Source organism: Thermoanaerobaculia bacterium (genome assembly GCA_018057705.1).
In the GTDB taxonomy this organism is placed as follows: domain Bacteria; phylum Acidobacteriota; class Thermoanaerobaculia; order Multivoradales; family JAGPDF01; genus JAGPDF01.
Window position 1 is genome coordinate 1 of sequence record JAGPDF010000047.1, and the last position, 20,739, is coordinate 20,739.

The window sequence follows — 20,739 nt, forward strand, 5'->3', positions numbered from 1 at the left end:
GCTACTCTCGGTCCGTTTTGGATCCACGCGAAGCTCTCGCGTCGCGCCCCGTGATGGCCCACCGGCCGTCGAAGCCGGCGTCGCCAAAGCCCAGCGGGGTCGGCACGGACGGCGCAGACGGCAGAGGTCGATGAGCCACCTGCCTGCGATTCTCCTCGTCGACGACAACGCGGACGATCGCGAGCTCCTCTCCCTCGTGCTGCGCGGTGCTTTCGGCGAGGTCGGGATCGAAGAGGCGGCTGATGCCGCAGGGTTGGCGCGCGCCCTCTCCTCCGGGCGCTTCGGCGCCGTCCTCACCGAGCACGAGCTGCCCTGGATCAAGTCAGGCGATCTCCTGCGCCTGCTGCACGATCTGCGGCCCGAATGTCCGGTGCTGGTGGTGACGAGCCGTCCGATCGAGCGCGTCGCCGCGGAGATCGTCCACCTCGCCCCCGACGGGCTCCTTCCCAAGAGCGCCGGCGGACTCGTCGCGCTGCCGCGCGCCCTGCGCGCGGCGCTGCTCGCGGCGCGCCGCCGCTCGGAGGACGCGGGCGCGGCCCCGGCTGCCCGCCGCCTGCTCGATGCGTTGCCGAGCGGTGTCTTCCTCGTCTCCGCACTGGGCACGATCGAGGACGCGAACCCCGCTCTTGCCAGGCTGCTCGGTTTCGCGAGCGCCGCGGACTGCGTCCAGCGTCCTTTCGGCGCGCTCTTCGCCGCGGAAGGGACAGGCGAGGCTCTCCTCGCCCGCCTCGCCGAGGTGGAGAGCCTCGGCCCGGAGCCGGTGAGCCTGCGGCGCACCGACGGCGCCGTCATCGCGGCGGAGCTCACGCTCTGGCGCGCGCCCGGGGAGACCGGGGCGCGCCAGGGGATGGTCGTCTCCCGTTCGTCCGGGAGGGCCGCCGATGCGACCGCGGCCGAACGCGCCGCAGCTCACGCGCGGTCACCGGCGGGGCTCGAAGAGATGGCCTACGTGGTCTCGCACGACCTGCGCCAGCCGATCACGCAGGTCGTGCGCTTCCTCGACCTGCTCGCCGAGGAGTCCGTCGCGATGACCAGGAGCGAGAGCGGCAACGCGGCCGGGCCCCTGCTCGCCCAGGCGCGCGCCAGCGCCTCCCGCCTCGAGGAGATGTTGGAAGCCGTCCTGCGGCTGGCACGGATCGAGGGCTCCGACGAAGGCTTCGCCCGGGTGGACCTCGAAGCGCTGGTGGCACGCGTCGCCGCCCGCCTGGAGACGGTTCGCGCGGCGGCGGACGCCCGGATCGACTGCGCCACGCTGCCGGTGGTGCGCGGCGACGAGGCGCAACTCGATCTGCTCTTTCAGAATCTGCTCGACAACGCCCTCAAGTTCCGCGGCGCCGAGCCGCCGCGGATCCGCATCGACGCCACCGAGGAAGAGAGCTTCTGGCACCTTCGCGTGCAGGACAACGGGGCCGGCATCGCGGCCAGGGATCAGGACCGGATCTTCGCGCTCTTCCAACGCCTTCACACCGCCCACGAGGCGCCCGGGACCGGCATCGGACTCGCCCTCTGCCGTCGCGTGGTCGCACGCCACGGCGGCCGGATCTGGGTCGAGTCGCGCCCCGGCGAGGGCGCGACATTCCACTTCACGCTCGCTCGCCCAGCCGAGGCGGGTGCCGACGCCGCGAGAGGTCCGCTTCGATGATCGACGATCGCCGACCGACAGTGCTCATGATCGAGGACGATGACGCCGACGCGACGCTCATCCGTCTGTTGCTCTCCCGCACCGGGCTCGCCTTCGAGGTCGACCGGCGGGAGCGCCTGGCGCACGCCCTCGAGCGGCTCGAGAAGGGGGGCGTCGATCTCGTGCTCCTCGACTTCTCGCTTCCCGACAGCGTCGGGCTGGAGTCCTACTGGGCGTTGCGTGACCGGCATCCGGAGGTGCCGGTCATCGTCCTCACCAGCCTCGACGACGACAACCTGGCGCTCAGGGCGGTGGCGGAAGGCGCCCAGGACTACCTCGTCAAACGGCAGGTCGACCCGCCGCTCCTGGCGCGCGCCATCCGCTACGCCATCGAACGCCACCGGAGCGAGCTGGCGCTGCGCGAGAGCGAGCAGCGCTATGCCCTCGCGATGCAGGGCGCCAACGACGGCATCTGGGACTGGGATCTGGTGCGCGGGCAGGTCTTCCTCTCGGAGCGCTGGCGGGCGATGGTGGGGCTGAGTCCCGACGAGCCCGACGTCCCCACCGAGAGCTGGTTCGCCCGGGTCGCCGACGGCGACCGTGAGCGGGTCCGCGCCGCCTTCGCCGCCGCCGCCGCCGCCGGCGACTCCCACGTCGCTCTGGAGCACCGCATGCGCTGCGGCGACGGTTCGTCGCTCTGGGTGGCGACGCGCGGCGCGCTGGTCCGCGACGGGGTCGGGCGGGTGATCCGGATGGCGGGTTCGATGAGCGACATTTCGGCCCGCAAGCGCGCCGAGGAGCAACTCGTCCACGACGCCTTCCACGATGGACTCACCGCCCTCGCCAACCGCAGCCTCTTTCTCGACCGCCTCGGCATGGCGCTCTCCGCCCAGCAGCGCGGCCACCAGGGAACCTTCGCGGTGCTGTTTCTCGATCTCGACCGCTTCAAGACGGTCAACGACAGTCTGGGTCACTCGGTCGGCGACCGTCTGCTGGTGGCGATCGCGCGGCGACTGGAGAAGCTCATGCGGCCCTCCGACACCGTCGCCCGGCTCGGCGGAGACGAGTTCGCGGTGCTCGCCTTCGGGGTTCGCGAGGCCTCCGACGCGGTTCACATCGCCGAACGCGTGCACCGCAACCTGGTGGCGCCGTTCCAGATCGACGACCAGGAGGTGCACATCACGGCCTCGATCGGCATCGCTCTTCCGGACCTCGCAGGGGCGAGCGCCGACGGGCTGCTGCGCGACGCCGACCTCGCCATGTACCGCGCCAAGGCCGCGGGTCCGGGACGTTACGAGGTCTTCGACCTCGAGCTCCATCGGGCTTCGGTGCAGCTGCTCAAGCTGGAGACCGAGCTTCGGCGCGGTGTCGCGGCCGGCGACTTCGTCATGCACTATCAGCCGATCGTCTCGCTCGCGACGGGCCGCATCGCCGGCTTCGAGGCGCTCGCCCGCTGGCAGCATCCCGAACGGGGGCTCGTGCCACCGGAGCACTTCATCGCGCTCGCCGAGGAGACCGGCCTCGTCGTCCACCTCGGCTGGCAGGTGCTCGACAGCGCCTGCCGCCAGGCCTGCCTCTGGCAGGAGCGCTTCCCGACCGACCCGCCCTACTTCATGAGCGTCAACGTCTCGGGGAAGCTCTTCGCCCAGGACGGCGCCGTCGAGCAGCTGCTGCGCATCCTCGAGGCGTCGCGGCTGCCGCCGGAGAGTCTCCGCCTCGAGGTCACCGAGAGCGTCGTCCTGCACCACGGCGACGAGGTCATGCGCCGGTTGCGCCTGCTGCGCGACTTCGGCGTGCAGCTGTCGATCGACGACTTCGGCACCGGCTATTCGTCGCTCTCCTACCTGCAGCGCTTCCGCTACGACGAGCTCAAGATCGATCGCTCGTTCGTGAGCGACATCGCGGGTGCCGACTCGCTGGCCATCGTCGAGACCATCCTCTCGCTCGCCAACCACCTGGGTATCGGTGTGGTCGCCGAGGGCATCGAGACCGCCGAGCAGCTCGCCCACCTGCGCAGCCTCGGCTGCCCGCACGGCCAGGGCTACTGGTTCGCCAAACCGCTCGCGCCGGCGGCCGCTGAAGAGCTCCTCGCCTCGAACACGCGCTGGTAGGCCGGCAGCGCGCCGCGCCCACCGATAGACTTCACGAATGACCGTGAGGAGCGTCACCCACCGGCTTGGCATCGTCCTCGAGATGATCAAGTTCGAGCACACGCTGTTCGCGCTGCCGTTTGCGTTGATGGGGATGCTGCTCGCCGCGCAGGGGGTGCCGGAAGGACGGATCGTGCTCTGGATCGTGGTCGCGATGGTCGGGGCGCGGTCGGCGGCGATGGGGTGGAACCGCCTGGTGGACCGCGAGATCGACGCCGCCAATCCGCGCACGGCGATGCGGGCTCTGCCCGCAGGTCTGGTGACCCCGGGCTTCGTCGCCCTCTTCGTGGTCGCGAGCCTGGCGCTGCTGGTCTTCGCCGCCTGGCGGTTGAATCCACTCTGTCTCGCGCTCTCGCCGGTCGCCATCGTGATCCTGCTCGGCTACAGCTATACCAAGCGCTTCACCTGGGCGGCACACCTCGCGCTCGGGCTCGCCCTTGCCGGGGCGCCGCTCGGCGCCTGGATCGCGGTCACCGGGGGCTTCGCGCCGACCCCGTTCGTGCTCGCCGGCATCGTCGTCACCTGGGTCGCCGGCTTCGACATCCTCTACGCGTTGCAGGACGAGGCCTTCGATCGCGCGCGCGGGCTGGCTTCGATCCCGGCGCGTTTCGGGGCGGTGAGAGCCCTCGCCCTTTCGGCCGGACTGCACGTCGCGACCCTGGGGTTCCTCGCCGCTCTGCCGTTCGTCTACCCTCCCGGCCTCGGCTGGATCTACTGGACGGGCGTCGCCGGCTGCGTCCTCCTCCTCGCCTACCAGCACGCGATCGTGCGGCCGGGCGACCTCTCCCGCCTGAATGCCGCCTTCTTCACCGCCAACGGGGTGCTCGCGCTCTGGCTCCTCGCGACCACGGCCACCGACGTCTTTCTTCGATAAAGTAGAAGGCGGGCGAACCCTCGATGAGCGAAGACCTGCACCTGCTCGGACGCCTGGCCGTCCACTACAAGCTGCTCACCGCCGAGCAGCTCGCCGAAACGACTCGCGCCCAGGCAAGGAGCACCGAGCCCCGCCCGTTGGGCGAGCTCTGGATCGACGCCGGATGGATGAGCCGGGCACAGCTCGACAAGCTCCTGGTGGTGCAGCGTGAAGTGCTCGCCAAGCAGCTCGGCCAGGTCGCAGGCCCACTCATCCCTCCGCGGCCTGCGGGCTCGACCGTCGACCTCGAGCAGACGGCCAGCGGGGAGACTTCCACCCGCGCCGGAAAGCGCATCGATCGCATCCTCGAGTACGCCGTCTCGCAGGGCGCGAGCGACGTCCACATCATGACCGGCGAGCGCGTCCTGCTGCGTCGTGACGGACGGTTGGCCTACGCCGGCGACGCCCCGCTCGAACACGGTCAGATCGAACGCCTCGTCGCCGAAGTTCTCGATTCGCGTCTGCGCGAGGCGCTCGATCGCGACGGACAGACCGATTTCTCCTGGTCGATCGCCGGGCGGGCGCGATTCCGCGGCAACGCCTATCGCCATCAGCACGGCTATGGCCTGGTGCTGCGCGCCATACCGCTCGAGATCCCCACTCTCGCGAGCCTCGGTCTGCCGAATACTCTCGCCAAGCTCACCAACCATCATCAGGGGCTAGTCCTGCTCACCGGCCCGGCCGGGTGCGGGAAGTCCTCGACGCTCGCCGCTCTCGTGCGGCTGATCAACGAGGAGCGCCAGGACCACATCGTCACCGTCGAGGATCCGATCGAGTACCTCCATACACCGCTGCGCTGCGTCGTCAACCAGCGCCAGGTCGGCCGCGACACCCAGAGCTTCGCGCGCGCGCTGAAGGCGGCCCTGCGAGAGGATCCGGACGTGATCGCGATCGGCGAGCTGCGCGACCTCGAGACGATCTCGCTGGCGCTCACCGCCGCCGAGACCGGCCACCTGGTGCTCGCGACGCTCCACACCGGCAGCGCCATCCGCACGGTCGACCGGATCGTGGGCTCCTACCCCTCGAACCAGCAGGCGCAGATCCGCACGATGCTCTCGGAGTCGCTGCGCGCCGTCGTCTCGCAGCGCCTCGTTCGTCGCGCCGACGGAAAGGGGCGGGTTCCGGCGCTCGAGATTCTCCTGGGAACCCGGCCGGTGGCAAACCTGATCCGCGAGTCGAAGACCTTCCAGTTGCGCTCGGTACTGCAGACCGGCATCTCACAGGGCATGTGCCTGCTCGACACCTCGCTCGCGCATCTCATCCGGGAGGGCGTGGTGACACGCGACGAGGCGCTGCTCCATGCCGAGGACGTGAAGCTCTTGCCGCCGGCCGCCGGCGCGGGCGCAGGCGGAAGTTTTGCGCCCTCGGCGTCCGCGGCATCCGGCGCACAGGGAGCTTGAGCGGAGCACGCATGGGACGACTTCAGGATCTGCTGCGCGCGACCCGGGAAAGTGGGAGCTCGGACCTTCACCTCGCCTCGGGGTTCGCACCCCGCGTCCGGCTGCACGGCTCGCTAGTGCCGCTCGCGGGCGCAAGCGAGCTCGGGCCGGAGGCGCTCTCGACACTCCTTGCCGAGGGGGTGAGCGCCGGGCAGTGGAAGGAGTTCCTCGCCTCGGGCGATCTGGACTTCGCCTGTGCCGTCGCCGGCGTGGCGCGCTTCCGCGGCAACTACCTGCGCCAGGAGCGCGGCCCCTCGGCCGTATTTCGCACCATTCCGGAGGAGATCGCCTCGATCGAGGAGCTGGGTCTGCCGCCGGTGCTCGGCCGCCTGGCGGAGCTCCACAGCGGTCTCGTGCTGGTCACAGGGCCGACCGGCTCGGGCAAGTCGACGACCTTGGCCGCGATCGTCGACCGCATCAACCGGAACTTCGCGCGCCACATCGTGACCATCGAGGAGCCGGTCGAATTCGTCCACCGCAACCGGCTCTCGGTCTTCTCGCAACGGGAGGTCGGCAACGACACGGTGAGCTTCGCGGCGGCATTGCGCTCGGCCATTCGGCAGGACGCCGATGTCGTTCTGGTCGGCGAGATGCGCGACCTCGAGACGATCGCGCTGGCACTCAAGGCGGCCGAGATGGGCATGCTGGTCTTCGGTACGCTGCACACCAACAGCGCCGCCAAGACGATCGATCGCCTGATCGACGTCTTTCCCGCCGACGAGCAGCCCCAGGCGCGCCTGTCGCTCGCCGACTCGCTGGCGGCGATCGTCGCCCAGCTCCTCTTGCCCAGGGCCGGCGGGGCCGGCCGCGTCGCCGTGCACGAGATCCTGCTCAAGACCCCGGCGCTGCCCAACCTCATTCGCGAAAGCAGCATCTCGATGCTGACGAACCTCATGCAGGCGGGACGCAACGAAGGCATGCAGCTGCTCGACGATGCGCTCCTCGACCTCGTCACCCGCAAGGTCGTGACCCCGCGCGACGCCTACATGAAGGCATCGGACAAGGGCCGCTTCGAGCCGCTGCTCGAGCGCGAGTAGCCCCGGCCGCTCGAAGTCGCCGCTTCGTCACGCCGCCGCAACCGGTTGAACACCGCGGTCGGAGATCCTTTCCCTGCACAGAAAGGACCGCCGATCCCGATGCGTCTCGCGCCCGCACTCTCCCGCCTGCAGGAGCTCGAACTGGGGCTCTGTCTGCGCCTCTCGCAGGCCCAGCGGCGGCGGAGCGCGCTCCACTTCTTCCGCGCGGTGTCGAAGGCCGGCGACGGCCTTCTCTGGTTCGCGCTCGCCGGACTCCTGCCGCTTCTCGCCGGCGCGGCCGCGCTGCCCACCGTGCGCCGGATGGCGACGGTCGGTATCGCCGCGGCCCTGGTCTCGAAAGCCCTGAAAATGCTCACGGGCCGATCGCGACCGTTTCGCGCCCACACCGGCGTGCTGCTCGGCGCGGCGCCGCTCGACCGCTACAGCTTCCCCTCCGGCCACACGCTCCACGCCGTCGCCTTCTCGATCGTCGTGCTCGCAACCTACGGCCTCCTCGCCTGGCTCCTGGTGCCGTTCACCCTCGCGGTCGCTCTCTCGCGCGTCGTCCTCGGGCTGCACTATCCGACCGACGTCGCGGCCGGCGCCGCCGTCGGCGCTCTTCTCGCGTTCGTCACGCTGGCGCTCGGCTGACCCGCGGCACCCTCCCCGCCTTGGCCCCCTCCTCGCCGCCCGCCCGCTCGCCAACGGCGACGCTCGCGGTCTCCATCCCGGACATCGAGCGGGGTCCGCAGGGCGCAGAGCGATCCCGTCTCCGCGTCCTCTACCTGTCGGATGTCTACTTTCCGCGCGTCAACGGCGTCTCCACCTCGATCGCGACCTTTCGCCGCGAGCTCGCGCAGCGGGGCGTCGACGTGCCACTGCTCTGCCCGGCCTATGACGCCGACGGCATCGAGCGCGCTCCAGCCGCCCCGGCCGCCTCGCTCTCCCATCCAGGACGCCCCGCAGGCAGGATCGTGCGGCTCGCGGGCTTGCGGGTGCCGTTCGATCCCGAGGATCGCTGGGTTCCGGCGCACCGCTTCCGCGCCGCTGCGGCGCACACTCCAGACTTCGATCACCTCGACCTGATCCACATCCAGACGCCGTTCGCTGCCCATCGCGCCGGCGTCGATCTCGCCCGGCGGCGCGGCGTGCCGGTGGTCGAGACCTACCACACCTATTTCGAGCACTACTTCGAGCACTATCTGCCCTTCCTGCCGGCAAGCGTCTGTCGGCGGTTGGCGCGCCGCCTGACGCTCCGGGCAGCGCGGGAGCTCGACCGGATGGTCGTGCCGTCGACCGCGATGCGCGACGCGCTCGGCGAGTACGGCGTGACGACGCCGATGAGCGTGATCCCGACCGGCATCCGCCCGGACTCTCTTGGAGTGGGCGACGGCGCGCGCTTCCGCGCCCGGCACGCGATCGCCGCTGACCGCCCGGTCCTCGTCCACGTCGGCCGGATCGGCCACGAGAAGAACCTGCTCTTTCTGTTGCAGGCTTTCGAGCGCGTCGTGCGGGCACTGCCGTCAGCCCTTCTGATCGTCGCCGGCGAAGGGCCGGCGCGCGCCGAGCTGCAGCGCGCCGCCTCCGCCCTCGGTCTCAATGGCCACCTGCTCTGGCTGGGCTACCTCGACCGCGAGCGCGAGCTCGCCGACTGCTACCGCGGCGGCGACGCCTTCGTCTTCACCTCGAAGACCGAGACCCAGGGGTTGGTCCTGCTCGAAGCGATGGCGCTCGGCGTGCCGGTCGTCGCCCTCGCCGAAATGGGCACCCGCGACCTCCTCCTCGAACGGCGCGGCGCGCTGGTTGCCGAAGAGAATCTCGACGACTTCGCCGGCAAGTGCCTGGAGCTCCTCCGCGATCCCGCCCTGCGGGCGCGCCTCGCCGCGGAGGGGCCCCAAGTCGCCGCCGATTGGTCGGCCGGAAGAATGGCCGCCCGCCTCGAGGGCCTCTACGACGAGATGCTCGCCTGAGTCACTTCTTTTCGGGAATCTCGGTCTCCTCGAAGACGGTGGACTGCAGACCGGAAACCTGGTCGACGACCGCCACGGCGACGCGTTGCCGGCCCGGCGAGAGGCGCACTTCGGCACGGTGGTACCAGGTTGCGGCGAGCGCCTGCTCGAGATCGCCTTCGGGAATGACGATCGGAACGATCGTGACGCCACTCTCCTGCAGCCGGCCGCGCGCGTCCTCTATCGAGACGCGGACCTCTACCGAGCCGCGGCGCTCGCTGCCCTGCGGGACGAGCGCGATCAGGCGAAGCGGAATGCCGACGGCGATCGGGACGATCTCGCCCGACTTCTTCTGATCGTCGGGCCTCCCGGCACCCAGACTCAGGCTGATCTCCAGAGGATTCTCGGTCTGGCCGAGAGTCGCCGCGGCGGTGAGCGCGGTCGTCACTCGATCGCTCGCACCGCGACGGCGGAAGCTCTCGCGGTGGCGCACGGTGAGGTCGGCCCGGCGGGTCCGCACCTCGATCCGATGATCGTTCTCTCCCGCTTCGAGGCCGGTCGAGAAGCCGAGCGAGTAGGCGGCGTCGATGTCCGCCGTCACGCCTTCCAGGCGACGGTCGAGATCGCCCCAGATCGTGTAGGAGGCGCCCCCGGTGGCGCCGGTCAGCCGGGCGATGCTCGCGGCGGCTTCGGCGGCCCCGAAATCGTGCGGCAGGGGGCGAGCGGAGCTCGACCCGGCACCCCAGACGTCGGCTCCCCCCTCCGCGGGGGGTCGAACCACCGGCGAGAGGCTGTAGACGGTCACGCGGGCGTTCTGCGCGCCCTGGATCATCTCCTCGAACTCCATGAGCAGGGTCTGGCCCGCGAGCTCGAGCGCAGGTCCCCGGTTGGTGTCGGAGGAGACGAGGGCGCCGCGCTTCTGGTCGAGCGCGTCGAGCAGGAACTGCGCCGGGTTGGCCTCGATACCTGCCGTCGCGAGGACGACCACCTTGCGGCCTTCGAGCGCCGCCAAGGAATCGACCAGCTGACCCAGCGCCGCGATCGACCGCCGTTCGCGATCGATCTGCTGCTCCCCCCAGGAGACGATTGCCTGCTCGATCGTCCGCGCATCGCCGCCGTAGGTTCCGAGGTCGCGGATCTCGCGCTGCAGCTGCCTCTCCTCTCCGAGGCCGAGCGCCGCGAAGGACGGCCGGCGCTCGATCTGGTCGAACGCGGCCGCGATGGCGGCCGGGTCCGTCGTCGCCGGCGCGACAATCTGCAGCCGCTGATCGAACGCCGCCACCGTCACCCGGTCGGCGCCCGCCGGCCGCGCGCGCAGGTACTCCCGCAGCTCCTGGATCGCAGTCTTCCTGTCCTGACTCTCGAGCGCGGTCTGATCGATGTAGAGAATGAGATTCGTCGGAGCGACCCCCTGGACAGGAGTCCCCGGGACCGTCGCGATGCCGCCGGTCGGCGGCAAAGCTGGAGCGGCCGCCGCGGTCGCCCCCGCGAGGCGCGGGCCGGCGAAGTACTCGATCGCCACCGGGCGGCCGTCCACGAGGAGCTCGAAATCGTCCCTGCCGAGGTCCAGAATTCGTTGCTTCGCCTTATCGGTCACCACGACGTCGACGTTCACGACCTCGACGTCAACGCGCTCGGCGAAATCTTCCGCGGCGGCGGTCGCCGGCGGCGACTCCTGAGCGAGCGCGCTCGCTCCGTTCGATCCGCCGGCCAGCACGAACAGGAGCAGCGTTGCGTGTCGAAGGACTCGATCCTGCGGTGAATGCATCTCTTGCCTCCGGGTCCGCGTAGCGCTGTTGGACGTTCCGTCCGAGGCGCGTCCGCGGACCGTTGCCGGTCATTTCTTCCCGGGAATCTCGATCTCCGCGAAGGTGGTGGACTGCAGTCCCGAAACCTCGTCGAGCACGGCGACCGCGACTCGCTGGCGCCCCGGCGCGAGACGCATCTCGGCGCGGTGGTACCAGGAGCTCTCCATCGCTCTCGCCATCTGACTCTCGGGCACATCGATCGGCACGATCGCGGCGGAGCTCTCGAGCATGCGGCCGCGGGCGTCCTGGATCGCCACCCGCACCGACACGCGCCCGCGACGCAGCTCGCCCTCCGGAACGAGGGTCACGAAGCGCAGCGGAATGCCGACCGTGAGTGGCACGGACTGGCCCGACCGCTTCTTGCCCTCGCCCTTGCCGGCGCCGAGCTGCAAGGTGATTTCGAGCGGATTCTCGGCCTGGCCGAAGGTGACCGCGGCGGCGAGCGACGCTTCGGCCCGCTGCGGGGCGGAGCGGCGCCTAAAGCTCTCGCGATGGCGCACCTCGAGCCCCGCCCGCAGCGCGCGCACTTCGATCTTGTGGTCCTTCTCGCCGGCCGCGGCGCTGGTCGAGAAGCCGAGCGAGTAGGCGGCGTCGCCGTCCGCCGTGACCGCCGCGAGGCGAAGGTCGAGATCGGTGCCGACGGTGAACGAGGCTCCCCCGGTCGCCCCCGCGAGCCGCGCGACGCTCGATGCGGCTTCGACGACCCCTGTGTCGCGCGGCAGCATCCGCGCGGAGGTGGCCCCGGTGCCCGCGAACTCCGCATTGTTGTCGGGTGGCGGCGGGGTACCGGGCGACACGGTGTAAAAGGCCACCCGGGCGTTCTGCGCGGCCTGAACCATCTGCTCGAAGGCAAGCAGCAGCTCCTGGCCCCGCACTTCGAGAGTCGGGGCGCGATTGGTGTCGGAGGAGGTCAGCTTCACCGGACCCTGGCGCTGCTGGTCGAGGGCGGCGAAGAGTCCCCGCGCCGGAAAGCCCTGGATCCCGGCGGTCGCGAGCACCACCGCCTTGCGCCCTTCGACCGCCGCCAGGGCGCCCACCAGACGCTCCAGGGCGACGATCGAGCGCCGCTCCCTCTCGAGCTCCTGCTCGGCCCAAACGGTGATCTCGTGCTCGAGGCGCAGCGCCTCGGCCCGCCGGGTCGTCACGACACGCTCGAAGCCTTCTTGGCTCGGCCTGCGCCCCAGGGAGGCCTCGACCCGCAGGGCGTTCTTGCCGTAGGCCCGCACGTCCTGCTCGAGCCGGTTCTTCTCGCTCAACCCGAGCAGCGCCCGCACGGGGACCTTCTCGAGCTCGTCGAGCGCCGCGACGATGCTCGCGCGATCGGTGGTCGGCAGGAGCAGCACGCGCAGGTTCTGCTCGAAGGCCGCGACCATCACGCGATCGTCGCCGACCGGCCGCGCCGCGAGAAACTCGCGCAGCTCCTCGACGGTCTGCTGGCGCACGCGGTTCTCGAGCGCGGTCTGGTCGATGTAGAAGATCAGGTGGGTCGGCGGGGTCAGCGGCGCAGCGGTCGCCGGGAGGGGCGCGATCGCGAGCTCGGGGATTCTCTCCGGAGAGAGCGCCTGGGGCGCCGCAGGCGCCCCCGCGAGCCGCGGCGCCGCGAAGTACTCGATCGCCACAGGGCGGCCGTCGACGAGAATCTCGAACTCGTTCCGTCCCAGGTCCAGGATCCGCTTCTCGTTGCGGTCGGTCACGATGACGTCGACATTCACGACCTCGACTTCGACGCGCTCGGCGAAGCTCTCGGCGGGGGTTTGAGCGGCAGGAGGCGGAGCCTGGGCGAGAACTGCCCAGGAGTCCAGCCCGATTCCGAGGCCGAGCGCCGCGAGAAGAGTTTGCATCTGCCTTGGCTTCATCTTCCACCTCCTCGAGCTGGTGAGCTGTCCACGCCTCAATTCGCTTCCGGGATCTCGAGCTCCACAAAAGTCGTCGATTGCAGCCCCGACACCTCGTCGAGGACCACGACCGCGACCCGCTGCGGACCCGGTGCCAGGCGCATCTCGGCGCGGTGGTACCAGGACGAGGCCATCGCCTTCGCCATCTGCGCCTCGGGGACGACGATGGGAACGATCGCGGCGGTGCTCTCGAGCATTCGTCCCTGGGGATCCTGAATCGCCATCCGAACCGAGACCCTACCGTTGCGCACCTCGCCTTCGGGGACGAGGGTCACGAAGCGCAGCGGAATGCCGACCGCGAGCGGTACGACCTGACCGGAATTCTTCTTGCCTTCGCTCTTGCCGACACCGACCTTCAGGGTGATCTCCAGCGGATTCTCTGCCTGCCCGAAGGTCACTGCAGCGGCGAGCGCCGACTCCGCGCGCTCGGGCGCCTCTCGCCGCTTGAAGCTCTCGCGGTGGCGCACTTCGAGGTCGGCCCGGCGGGTACGCACTTCGATCTTGTGGTCCTTGTCGCCGGCCGCGGCACCGGTCGAGAAGCCGAGCGAATAGGCGGCGTCGATGTCGGCGGTGACGGCCTCGAGGCGGCGGTCGAGATCGTCCCCGATGTTGTAGGAGGCGCCGCCCGTCGCCCCGGCCATGCGCGCGATGCTGGATGCGGCCTCGACCGTCGCCATGTCGCGCGGCAGCGGCTTCGCGGCGGCCTCCCCCGGCCCGGCACTGCCGAATTCGGCGCTGTTTTCGGCGGGAGGCTGGACCACGGGCGAGACCGTGTAGAAAGCCACCCTTGCGTTCTGGGCGGCGCGAACCATCTGCTCGAATTCGCGCAGCACCTCTATCCCGCGCAGCTCGAGTGTGGGTGCGCGGTCCGCCTCGGTGGAGATCACCAGTTGGCGCTGTTGGTCGAGGGCGGCGAAGAGGCCGCGGGCGGGAAAGGCCTGGATCCCCGCCGTCGCGAGGACGACGGCCTTGCGACCCTCGGCTGCACCCAGAGCCCCGACCAGTCGCTCGAGGGCGACGATCGAGCGCCGCTCGCGATCGATCTGCTGCTCCGCCCAGTTGGTGATCTCGTTTTCGAGCCTGAAGATCTCGCTCTGCTGCATTCGGGCCCCGCGCAACTCCGCCGACGCGCCGCTCAGGCGCATGCGGTTGCGGCCGTAGGCACGAATGTCCTGTTCCAACTGCCGCTTCTCGCCGCTGCCGAGCCGGGCGAGCGACGGCCGGTTCTCGAGCTCGTCGAGCGCCTGGGCGATCGCCGCCGGGTCGGAGGTCGGCAAGAGGAGGACGCGCAGGTCCTGTTCGAACGCCGCCACCATCACGCGGTCGCCGCTGGCGGATCGGGCGCGCAGGAACTCGCGCAACTCCCGGACGGTCTCGAAGCGGGCACGATTCTCGAGTGCGGTCTGGTCGACGTAGAGAATCAGGTTCGCCGGCGGGATCGGCTCCGGAAGCGGCGACGGGGCGACCGGAAGCAGAGCGAGACTCTCCGCCGCAATCGCCGGCGCAGCAGGGAGGCGCGGCGCCGCGAAGTACTCGATCGGCACCGGACGGCCGTCCACGAGGAGCTCGAAATCGTCCTCATTCAGATCCAGCACCCGTCTCTTCTCGCGGTCGGTCACGATGACGTCGACATTCACGACCTCGACCTCGACGCGCTCGGCGAAGGGCTCCGGCTGGGCTTCCGGCTCCTGGCCCAAGGCGGGCAGCAAGGTCCCGGCGGCGAGGAGGACCGCGATCGCGAGCAGCCTGCGCGCGGACACCGGATTCGCAGCGGATCGCATGGATGGATCTCCCGACGGTTCGAGGCGAGACTTCGGACTCGCTGATCCACAAAGCAAGAGCTGTGCCGCCGTTGGTCGCGGGCTCCGGCACTCGGGATCCAAAGCGGGCTCCTATCTGAGGCGTGGTCGCCCACTTTGGATCCCGAGCGCCCTCGCCTCGCGGTGAGACGAGGTTGGTGAGACGCGCGCCTGCGGCCGCCCGGCAATCAGTCCGCTGCGAGAACCTCGATCTCCACGAACGCCGTCGATTGCACGCCCGAGAGCTCGTCGACGACGACGACCGCGACACGCTGGGGCCCTGGCGCGAGGCGCATCTCGGCGCGGTGGTACCAGGAGCTCGCGAGGGCGAGCTGCATCTGGTCTTCGGGAACGACGATCGGCACGAGCGCCGCCGGGCTCTCGAGCAACCGGCCACGGGCATCCTGAATCGCCACCCGCACGGAGACCTTGCCGCGACGTACGTCTGCTTCGGGAACGAGAGTCAGGAGGCGGAGCGGCATGCCGACGGCGAGCGGCACGATCTCTCCCGTCTTCTTCTTGCCGTCCGGCTTGCCGGCGCCCAGCTGCAGCGTGATCTCGAGCGGATTCTCGGCCTGCCCGAAGGTCACGGCGGCGGCGAGAGAGGCGGCCGCCCGGTCGGGGGCCGAGCGCCGCCGGAAGCTCTCCCGGTGCCGGACTTCGAAGCCGGCCCGGCGCGTCCGCACCTCGATGCGGTGGTCCTTGTCGCCCTCCTCGGCCCCGGTCGTGAATCCCAGGGAGTAGCTGGCATCGACGTCCGCCGCCACCCCTGTGAGCCGGCGGTCGAGGTCGCTCCCGATCGTGAAGGACGCTCCGCCCGTGGCCCCAGCCATACGGGCGATGCTCGACGAGGCCTCGACCGCTCCGAAGTCTCGCGGCAGCGGGCGGTCGGCGTTCGGTCCGGCGCTGCCGAACTCCGCACTGTTCTCGACCGGCGCCTCGGTGCCCGGCGCCACGGTGTAGAAGGCGATGCGCGCGTTCTGCGCGGCCTGAATCATGCGCTCGAAGTCGGCGAGGAGCGCCAACCCCCGACCCTCGAGGGTCGGCGCCCGATTGGTGTCGGTCGTGGTCGCGACGCCGCGCTGCTGATCGAGGGCGGCGAGCAGCGGAACCGCTGGATTGGCCTGGATTCCCGCGGTGGCGAGCACCACGACCTTCCGGCCCTCGGCCGCGGCGAGCGCGTCGACCATCTGTGCGAGCGCAGCGATCGATCGCTGCTGGCGATCGAGCTGTTGCTCGGCCCAGGCGACGATCTCGTGCTCGATGCGCTGCGCCTCGGCGAGCCGGAACCGCGGCGGGAAGCGCGCCGCGTCGCGGCCGTAATTTCGGATGTCGTGCTGGAGCTGCATGCGCTCGCCGTTGCCGAGCCGCGCAAGGGAGGGGCGATTCTCGAGCTCCTCGAGCGCCTGGTGGATGCGGGCCCGGTCGGAGGACGGGAGCAGGAGGACGCGGAGGTTCTGCTCGAACACCGCCACCGTCACGCTGTCTCCCCCTTCGGCGCGCGTCGCGAAGAACTCACGCAGCTCCCGGAGGGTCTCGTGGCGGGCGCGATTCTCGAGCGCGGTCTGATCGACGTAGAGGATGAGATTCGTCGGCGGGATCGGTTCCGGCGGCGGGGTCGCAGCCACCGGGAGCGTGGCGAGGTTCTCCGGCGCGAGTGCGGGTGCGGCAGGGGCGCGCGGCGCCGCGAAGTACTCGATCGGCACCGGGCGGCCGTCCACCAGAAGCTCGAAATCGTCCTCATTCAGGTCCAGGACCCGTCGCTTCTCGCGGTCGGTCACGATGACATCGACGTTCACGACCTCGACCTCGACGCGCTCCGCAAAGGGCTCTTCGGAGGCTTCCGGCGCCTGTGCCAAGCCAGGAGCTCCTGCAATTGCAAGCGCGAGGCCGGCGAACAGGCAGAGAACTTGCGACCAGCGAAGGCAGACGGACAAGTAGGAACCTCGACTTCCTTGGCTTCTTCGGACTCTACTGTCGGGAGAGCAAGGCCTGTGCCGGAAACCGGCTCAGGCCTGGGTGCCGCCGCGCAGAGAGAGCGCGGCGTCGGCGCGGATGAGGAGCGATTTGACCGGCAGGTCGTAGTCGCAGGCGGCCTCGCAGAAGCCGGCGCAGTGGGTGCAGTGGGCGGCGCGTTCGGCGGCGACGAGCCTGGCGTAGGACTCGACGGCGCGGCCCTCCTGGCCGTAGTCGTGGAAATACATCGAGAAGCGCAGGATGTCGGCGATCCGCACGTCGTCCGGGCAGGCCGGCTCGCAGGCGTTGCAGAAGCGGCAGACCTCGGTCGAGAAGCGCGCCTGGTACTCGTCGAGGAGCGCGAGATCGGCCGCGGCCAGGGGCGCTCCGGAGGCCGCCACGTACTCATCGACCTGCTTGCGGCTCGAGATCGAGATGATCAGGTTCGAGAGGCTGGGATTCGACAGCACCCATTTGAGCGCCGCCTGCTTGAAGCTCGTCTGGCGGTCGCGGAAGCGGTCGAGGTCGGCGCCCTTCGCTCCGGCGAGCGTCTTCATGGCGATGAAGCCGACGCCGGCGGCCGCCGCGCGGTCGATCAGCTGCTGCTGCTCGGGATAGTCGAGAAAGCTGTAGCGGCAGAGGAGGACGTCGAACTGCCCCGAGTCGATGGCGTAGCCCATCACCTGCGGCAGATCGCCGTCGTGCCCGGAGGCGCCGAGGAAACGGGCCTTCCCGGCCTGCTTCGCGACCGCGAACGCCTCGAGCATCTCCGGATCCTTCAGGCGGTCGATCCCCTGGTCGTCCGAGTGCCGGCCGACCTCGTGGTTGAGCACGATGTCGACGTAGTCCGTGCCGAGCCGCCGGAGACTCTCGTCGAGCATGTCGAGGAAGACCTGCTTCTTCGCTGGCTTGCCGATGTGATGCGGACACCACTTCGTCGTCAGGACGAACTTGTCGCGGCGGCCTTCGAGCGCCGCCGCGATCGCGCGCTCGGAAGCTCCGCCGCGGTAGCAGTGCGAAGTGTCGACGTAGTTGATGCCGCGCTCGAGCGCGTAGACGAGGACCTCCGGATCGTCGATGGGAAAGCCGCCGAAGCCGATCTCGGAAACCTGGAGGCCGGTGCGGCCGAGGGTGCGATAGCGCATGGACCCCGGCGCTGTCGGCGGTGTCGGCGAAGCGGGCAATGCCGGCGACGGCGGCGAGGATGCGGGAACGGGGGCCGCCTCCGGCGAGGCCGGTGCCGCCGCCTTCCCCTCCGGGCTACAGGCGATGCCCCCGACCATGCCGGCGCCCCCGGCGACTGCCGCGGCGGCGAGCCACTCCCGGCGCGACAGGCGGCGCGCCGGCGGGACTGGCGGGACCGGTGGCTTGCCCTCCTCGCTCATGCGTTTCCCTCCGCCGGGAGGTCGCGCCTGCCGGGCCCGAGGAGAACATAGAGCAGACAGAGGAAGAAGAGAAGCACGTAGACCTTGTTCGTGAACCAGAGGAGCTTCCAGAACGTCCACTCCGGGGCCCGCAGGTAGAAGAAGAACTTCGTCAGCACGACCGCCGATTCAGCGAGCGAAAGGGTCACGCCGTAAATCCAGGCGAAGTGCTGCCGCTGCCAGAGGAGGAGGGCCAACACCACGTGCGTGAGCGGCCAGAGATCCCACATCACCCCCGCTCCGGCGAGCGCCGCCGAGCCGACGCCGCCGGGGCCTCCCGGGGTTTCACCGGCGAGCGCGAGGGAGAGGCCGAAAAGGAGCGGCACGAGGTACTTCACGACCAGCGTCCAGCTGATCATCACCACCAGCGCGAAGACGGTGGCGACGATCCAGCGCGGCCGCGGCCCGGGGTTCATGCGGCTGGGACGGCCGTTGGAAGTCCGGGCGCCTGCGCTGCGCGCGCCGGGAGGAAGCGGACCAGCAGCAGCGCCGCGACCAGCGGCGAGGCGGCCCGCAGCAGGTAGAAGGCGTCGCCGCTGGTGACGTAGTTGGCGCTCGGGAAGACCGGCGCCAGCCAGTCGGCGATCAGATAGAAGTCGACGAAGAGGAGCGTGCCGCGAAAGATCCCGGCGGCGACGAGACCCGAGGCGCGGTAGAGCACCGTGCTGCCGACCTCGCGCGCCAGCGCGGTGACCAGGGCCGCGGCGACGAAGGCGGGCTCGCTGATCGAAAGACCGGGAGCGATCGCCGGCAGGGCGAGCGCCGTTCCGCACAGCAGCGAGAGCGTCCAGGCGGCGGGAGCGCCCCAACCCGCGAGAGCCTCCTCGAAGAGCCGCCCGCGGAGTGTCCGTTCGTAGAAGCGCACCGCCAGCAGGACGAGGAGCGGCAGCGCCCAGAGAGCCGTCGCCGCGCGGGTGGCGGCGAGCTGCTGATCGCCGTAGGTGAGGGTCAGCCAGCCGAGCTGGTAGGCGATGCCGATCGGCGCGAGATCGACGGCGATCGCCACGCCGATCCAGAGCAGGAGCTTCGTCCAGCGCAGGCCGGGTGCCGGAGGCGCAGCCCCGCCGGCTGGGGCAGGTGTCCCGCCGGAGGTCAGGGAGGGCGAGGGCAACGCCGACGGAATCGGCAGGCTGGGCTTCGGCGGCGGCAGGGCGGGCAGCGGAATGCCCGGCAGCCGCAGGCGCTGCGGCAGCGCCCCCGCGGCCGCTCGGCGCGCCTTCCGCTCCCGCGTCAGCAGGCCGCAGAGGAAGACCAGGCCCGGCAGCGCCCAAACCAGAAAGAGCCGCAGCGCATCGGGCTGGCCGTCGCCATAGCGCCCGGCGAACCAGGTCGCGCCGGCCGCCAGATCCAGGAGAAGCATGGCGAGCAAAGCGGTGCGGACTCTCAAGGTACGGGATTCTACGGCTTTCGATAGGCTCCAGCCTTCCCTTCGAGAGGAGAATTCCGATGCGCCCGACCCCCCGACTCTCCACGACCCTGGCCGCCACCGTCCTGGCGCTTGCCGCTGCGCTCGCCAGCGCCCAGACCTCGCCCGCGCCGCAGGCCGCACCGGCTTCACCCTCTTCACCCCCTTCCGCTACTTCAGCAGCCGCCCAGAACGCCGCCCACGCCGCGAAAATGGCCAAGGAGCACCAGCACGACACGGCGGCGGCCAGCCCGGCCACGGTGCCCCCGCCGGCACAGGCGGTCGCCGCCGAAGAGATCGCCTACGCGACCCTCGACGGCGTTACCGTCAAGGGCTACTTCGTGCGGCCCTCGCAGGTCGCACCGGGAGGGAAAGCGCTGCCGGCGCTCATCGTCATCCAGGAGTGGTGGGGACTGAACGACAACATCCGCGCCATGGCCCGGCGCTTCGCCGGCGAGGGCTACGCCGTGCTCGCGGTCGACCTCTACGAGGGCAAGGTGGCGACCACCTCCGAGGCTGCGATGGCGACGATGCAGGGAGCCATGGAGAAGCCGGCGCGCCTGCTCGACAACCTCCGGCAGGCGCACACCTTCCTCGCGACCCAGGCGGGCGCCACCCGGATCGGCGTCGTCGGCTGGTGCTTCGGCGGCGGCTGGGCACTCGAGACCGCGCTCGCCATTCCGGACGGCATCGACGCCGCGGTCATGTACTACGGCCGCACCCAGAGCGATCCGAAGGCGCTTGCCCCGCTCCAAGCACCGCTCCTCGGTCTCTTCGGGGGCAAGGATGAGGGCATTCCGGTGGACGGAGTGCGCCAGATGGAGCACGAGCTCGTGAAGCTCGGCAAGAACGCCACCATCGTCATCTACCCCGAAGCCGACCACGCCTTCGCCAATCCGACCGGCAACCGCTACCTCGCCGGGCCGGCGACCGACGCCTGGGAGAAGACGATGGCCTTCTTCGCCCAGCATCTCAAGAACTGACCCGTGGCGAGCCGAGCGTAACCAACGTGAGTCGCACGCCGCCCGCCAGGCTCGTCTATTCGACCGCCGCGGGCTCGGTCTGCCCGCGCTGCGGCTGGCCGAGGAACGACTGCCGCTGCGCAGCGAATCTCGACCAGCCAGTGCCGGAGAGAATCGTCGCCCGCCTCCGCCTCGAGAAGTCGGGGCGGGGCGGCAAGAGCGTCACCGTGATCGACGGGCTGCCGCAGAACCGCGACTTCCTGCGCGGGCTCGCCACCGAGCTCAAGAAGGCCTGTGGCGCCGGCGGCACGGCCGCAGACGGCGCCGTCGAGATCCAGGGCGACCGGCGCGAGGTGCTGCGCTCGCTGCTCGCGGCGAAGGGCTATACGGTCAAGGGTTAGA

General features: G+C 70.4%; 16 protein-coding genes. 9 read left to right on the top strand and 7 right to left on the bottom strand.

Annotated elements, in window-relative coordinates; genetic code table 11:
* Positions 1-130 precede the first annotated feature (130 nt).
* The 7 genes from KBI44_14170 (at position 131) to KBI44_14200 (ending at position 9,109) form a co-directional block, all read left to right on the top strand.
* Positions 131-1,642, top strand: a complete 1,512-nt coding sequence (locus tag KBI44_14170; protein ID MBP9145628.1) for a PAS domain-containing protein — start codon at positions 131-133, stop codon at positions 1,640-1,642.
* Positions 1,639-3,732 carry an EAL domain-containing protein gene (locus KBI44_14175; protein ID MBP9145629.1) on the top strand — a complete coding sequence of 698 codons (2,094 nt, stop codon included), beginning with the start codon at positions 1,639-1,641 and terminating at the stop codon, positions 3,730-3,732. Before KBI44_14170 ends, KBI44_14175 begins: the two co-directional genes overlap by 4 nt.
* 37 nt (positions 3,733-3,769) lie before the next feature.
* The gene (gene ubiA / locus KBI44_14180) at positions 3,770-4,645 is read left to right on the top strand and encodes a putative 4-hydroxybenzoate polyprenyltransferase (GenBank protein ID MBP9145630.1); all 876 of its coding nucleotides are present in this window, start codon (positions 3,770-3,772) and stop codon (positions 4,643-4,645) included.
* Positions 4,646-4,812: 167 nt separating this feature from the next.
* The gene (locus KBI44_14185) at positions 4,813-6,084 is read left to right on the top strand and encodes a type IV pilus twitching motility protein PilT (protein MBP9145631.1); all 1,272 of its coding nucleotides are present in this window, start codon (positions 4,813-4,815) and stop codon (positions 6,082-6,084) included.
* Between the two features lie 11 nt (positions 6,085-6,095).
* Positions 6,096-7,160, top strand: coding sequence for a PilT/PilU family type 4a pilus ATPase (locus KBI44_14190; GenBank protein ID MBP9145632.1), 1,065 nt, complete (start codon positions 6,096-6,098; stop codon positions 7,158-7,160).
* A 99-nt stretch (positions 7,161-7,259) separates the two neighbouring features.
* A complete protein-coding gene (locus KBI44_14195; GenBank protein ID MBP9145633.1) occupies positions 7,260-7,790 on the top strand; it encodes a phosphatase PAP2 family protein in 531 nt (176 codons plus the stop codon).
* 83 nt (positions 7,791-7,873) lie between these two features.
* Complete coding sequence (locus KBI44_14200) at positions 7,874-9,109, top strand: glycosyltransferase (GenBank protein ID MBP9145634.1); 1,236 nt, start codon at positions 7,874-7,876, stop codon at positions 9,107-9,109.
* Between the two features lies 1 nt (position 9,110).
* Here the strand turns inward: KBI44_14200 and KBI44_14205 are convergent, their stop codons facing one another.
* The 7 genes from KBI44_14205 to KBI44_14235 all read right to left on the bottom strand — a co-directional run bounded on the left by KBI44_14205 (position 9,111) and on the right by KBI44_14235 (position 19,357).
* A complete protein-coding gene (locus tag KBI44_14205) occupies positions 9,111-10,856 on the bottom strand; it encodes a VWA domain-containing protein (GenBank protein ID MBP9145635.1) in 1,746 nt (581 codons plus the stop codon).
* A gap of 69 nt (positions 10,857-10,925) precedes the next feature.
* Positions 10,926-12,752 carry a VWA domain-containing protein gene (locus tag KBI44_14210; GenBank protein MBP9145636.1) on the bottom strand — a complete coding sequence of 609 codons (1,827 nt, stop codon included), beginning with the start codon at positions 12,750-12,752 and terminating at the stop codon, positions 10,926-10,928.
* A 35-nt stretch (positions 12,753-12,787) separates the two neighbouring features.
* Positions 12,788-14,572 (bottom strand): VWA domain-containing protein, encoded by a 1,785-nt coding sequence (locus KBI44_14215; GenBank protein MBP9145637.1) that lies wholly within the window; start codon positions 14,570-14,572, stop codon positions 12,788-12,790.
* 206 nt (positions 14,573-14,778) lie between these two features.
* Positions 14,779-16,449, bottom strand: coding sequence for a VWA domain-containing protein (locus tag KBI44_14220; protein MBP9145638.1), 1,671 nt, complete (start codon positions 16,447-16,449; stop codon positions 14,779-14,781).
* A gap of 150 nt (positions 16,450-16,599) precedes the next feature.
* Entirely contained in the window at positions 16,600-17,931 is a 1,332-nt protein-coding gene (locus KBI44_14225; GenBank protein ID MBP9145639.1) for an aldo/keto reductase, read from the bottom strand.
* Positions 17,928-18,386, bottom strand: coding sequence for a hypothetical protein (locus tag KBI44_14230; GenBank protein ID MBP9145640.1), 459 nt, complete (start codon positions 18,384-18,386; stop codon positions 17,928-17,930). The genes KBI44_14225 and KBI44_14230 overlap by 4 nt, the downstream gene beginning before the upstream one ends.
* Positions 18,383-19,357 (bottom strand): hypothetical protein, encoded by a 975-nt coding sequence (locus KBI44_14235; protein MBP9145641.1) that lies wholly within the window; start codon positions 19,355-19,357, stop codon positions 18,383-18,385. The genes KBI44_14230 and KBI44_14235 overlap by 4 nt, the downstream gene beginning before the upstream one ends.
* A 59-nt stretch (positions 19,358-19,416) precedes the next feature.
* Here KBI44_14235 and KBI44_14240 point away from each other — a divergent pair, with 59 nt between their 5' ends.
* Positions 19,417-20,358 (top strand): dienelactone hydrolase family protein, encoded by a 942-nt coding sequence (locus tag KBI44_14240; protein MBP9145642.1) that lies wholly within the window; start codon positions 19,417-19,419, stop codon positions 20,356-20,358.
* A 26-nt stretch (positions 20,359-20,384) separates the two neighbouring features.
* Complete coding sequence (locus tag KBI44_14245; protein ID MBP9145643.1) at positions 20,385-20,738, top strand: hypothetical protein; 354 nt, start codon at positions 20,385-20,387, stop codon at positions 20,736-20,738.
* The last annotated feature ends 1 nt before the right edge of the window (position 20,739 follow it).

What these genes read in the sequence shown, in the direction of transcription:
- KBI44_14170 (MBP9145628.1), top strand. Translation starts at nt 131, where the DNA reads ATGAGCCACCTGCCTGCGATTCTCCTCGTCGACGACAACGCGGACGAT.
- KBI44_14175 (MBP9145629.1), top strand. Translation starts at nt 1,639, where the DNA reads ATGATCGACGATCGCCGACCGACAGTGCTCATGATCGAGGACGATGAC.
- ubiA (MBP9145630.1), top strand. Translation starts at nt 3,770, where the DNA reads ATGACCGTGAGGAGCGTCACCCACCGGCTTGGCATCGTCCTCGAGATG.
- KBI44_14185 (MBP9145631.1), top strand. Translation starts at nt 4,813, where the DNA reads ATGAGCCGGGCACAGCTCGACAAGCTCCTGGTGGTGCAGCGTGAAGTG.
- KBI44_14190 (MBP9145632.1), top strand. Translation starts at nt 6,096, where the DNA reads ATGGGACGACTTCAGGATCTGCTGCGCGCGACCCGGGAAAGTGGGAGC.
- KBI44_14195 (MBP9145633.1), top strand. Translation starts at nt 7,260, where the DNA reads ATGCGTCTCGCGCCCGCACTCTCCCGCCTGCAGGAGCTCGAACTGGGG.
- KBI44_14205 (MBP9145635.1), bottom strand. Translation starts at nt 10,856, where the DNA reads ATGCATTCACCGCAGGATCGAGTCCTTCGACACGCAACGCTGCTCCTG.
- KBI44_14210 (MBP9145636.1), bottom strand. Translation starts at nt 12,752, where the DNA reads ATGAAGCCAAGGCAGATGCAAACTCTTCTCGCGGCGCTCGGCCTCGGA.
- KBI44_14215 (MBP9145637.1), bottom strand. Translation starts at nt 14,572, where the DNA reads ATGCGATCCGCTGCGAATCCGGTGTCCGCGCGCAGGCTGCTCGCGATC.
- KBI44_14225 (MBP9145639.1), bottom strand. Translation starts at nt 17,931, where the DNA reads ATGAGCGAGGAGGGCAAGCCACCGGTCCCGCCAGTCCCGCCGGCGCGC.
- KBI44_14230 (MBP9145640.1), bottom strand. Translation starts at nt 18,386, where the DNA reads ATGAACCCCGGGCCGCGGCCGCGCTGGATCGTCGCCACCGTCTTCGCG.
- KBI44_14240 (MBP9145642.1), top strand. Translation starts at nt 19,417, where the DNA reads ATGCGCCCGACCCCCCGACTCTCCACGACCCTGGCCGCCACCGTCCTG.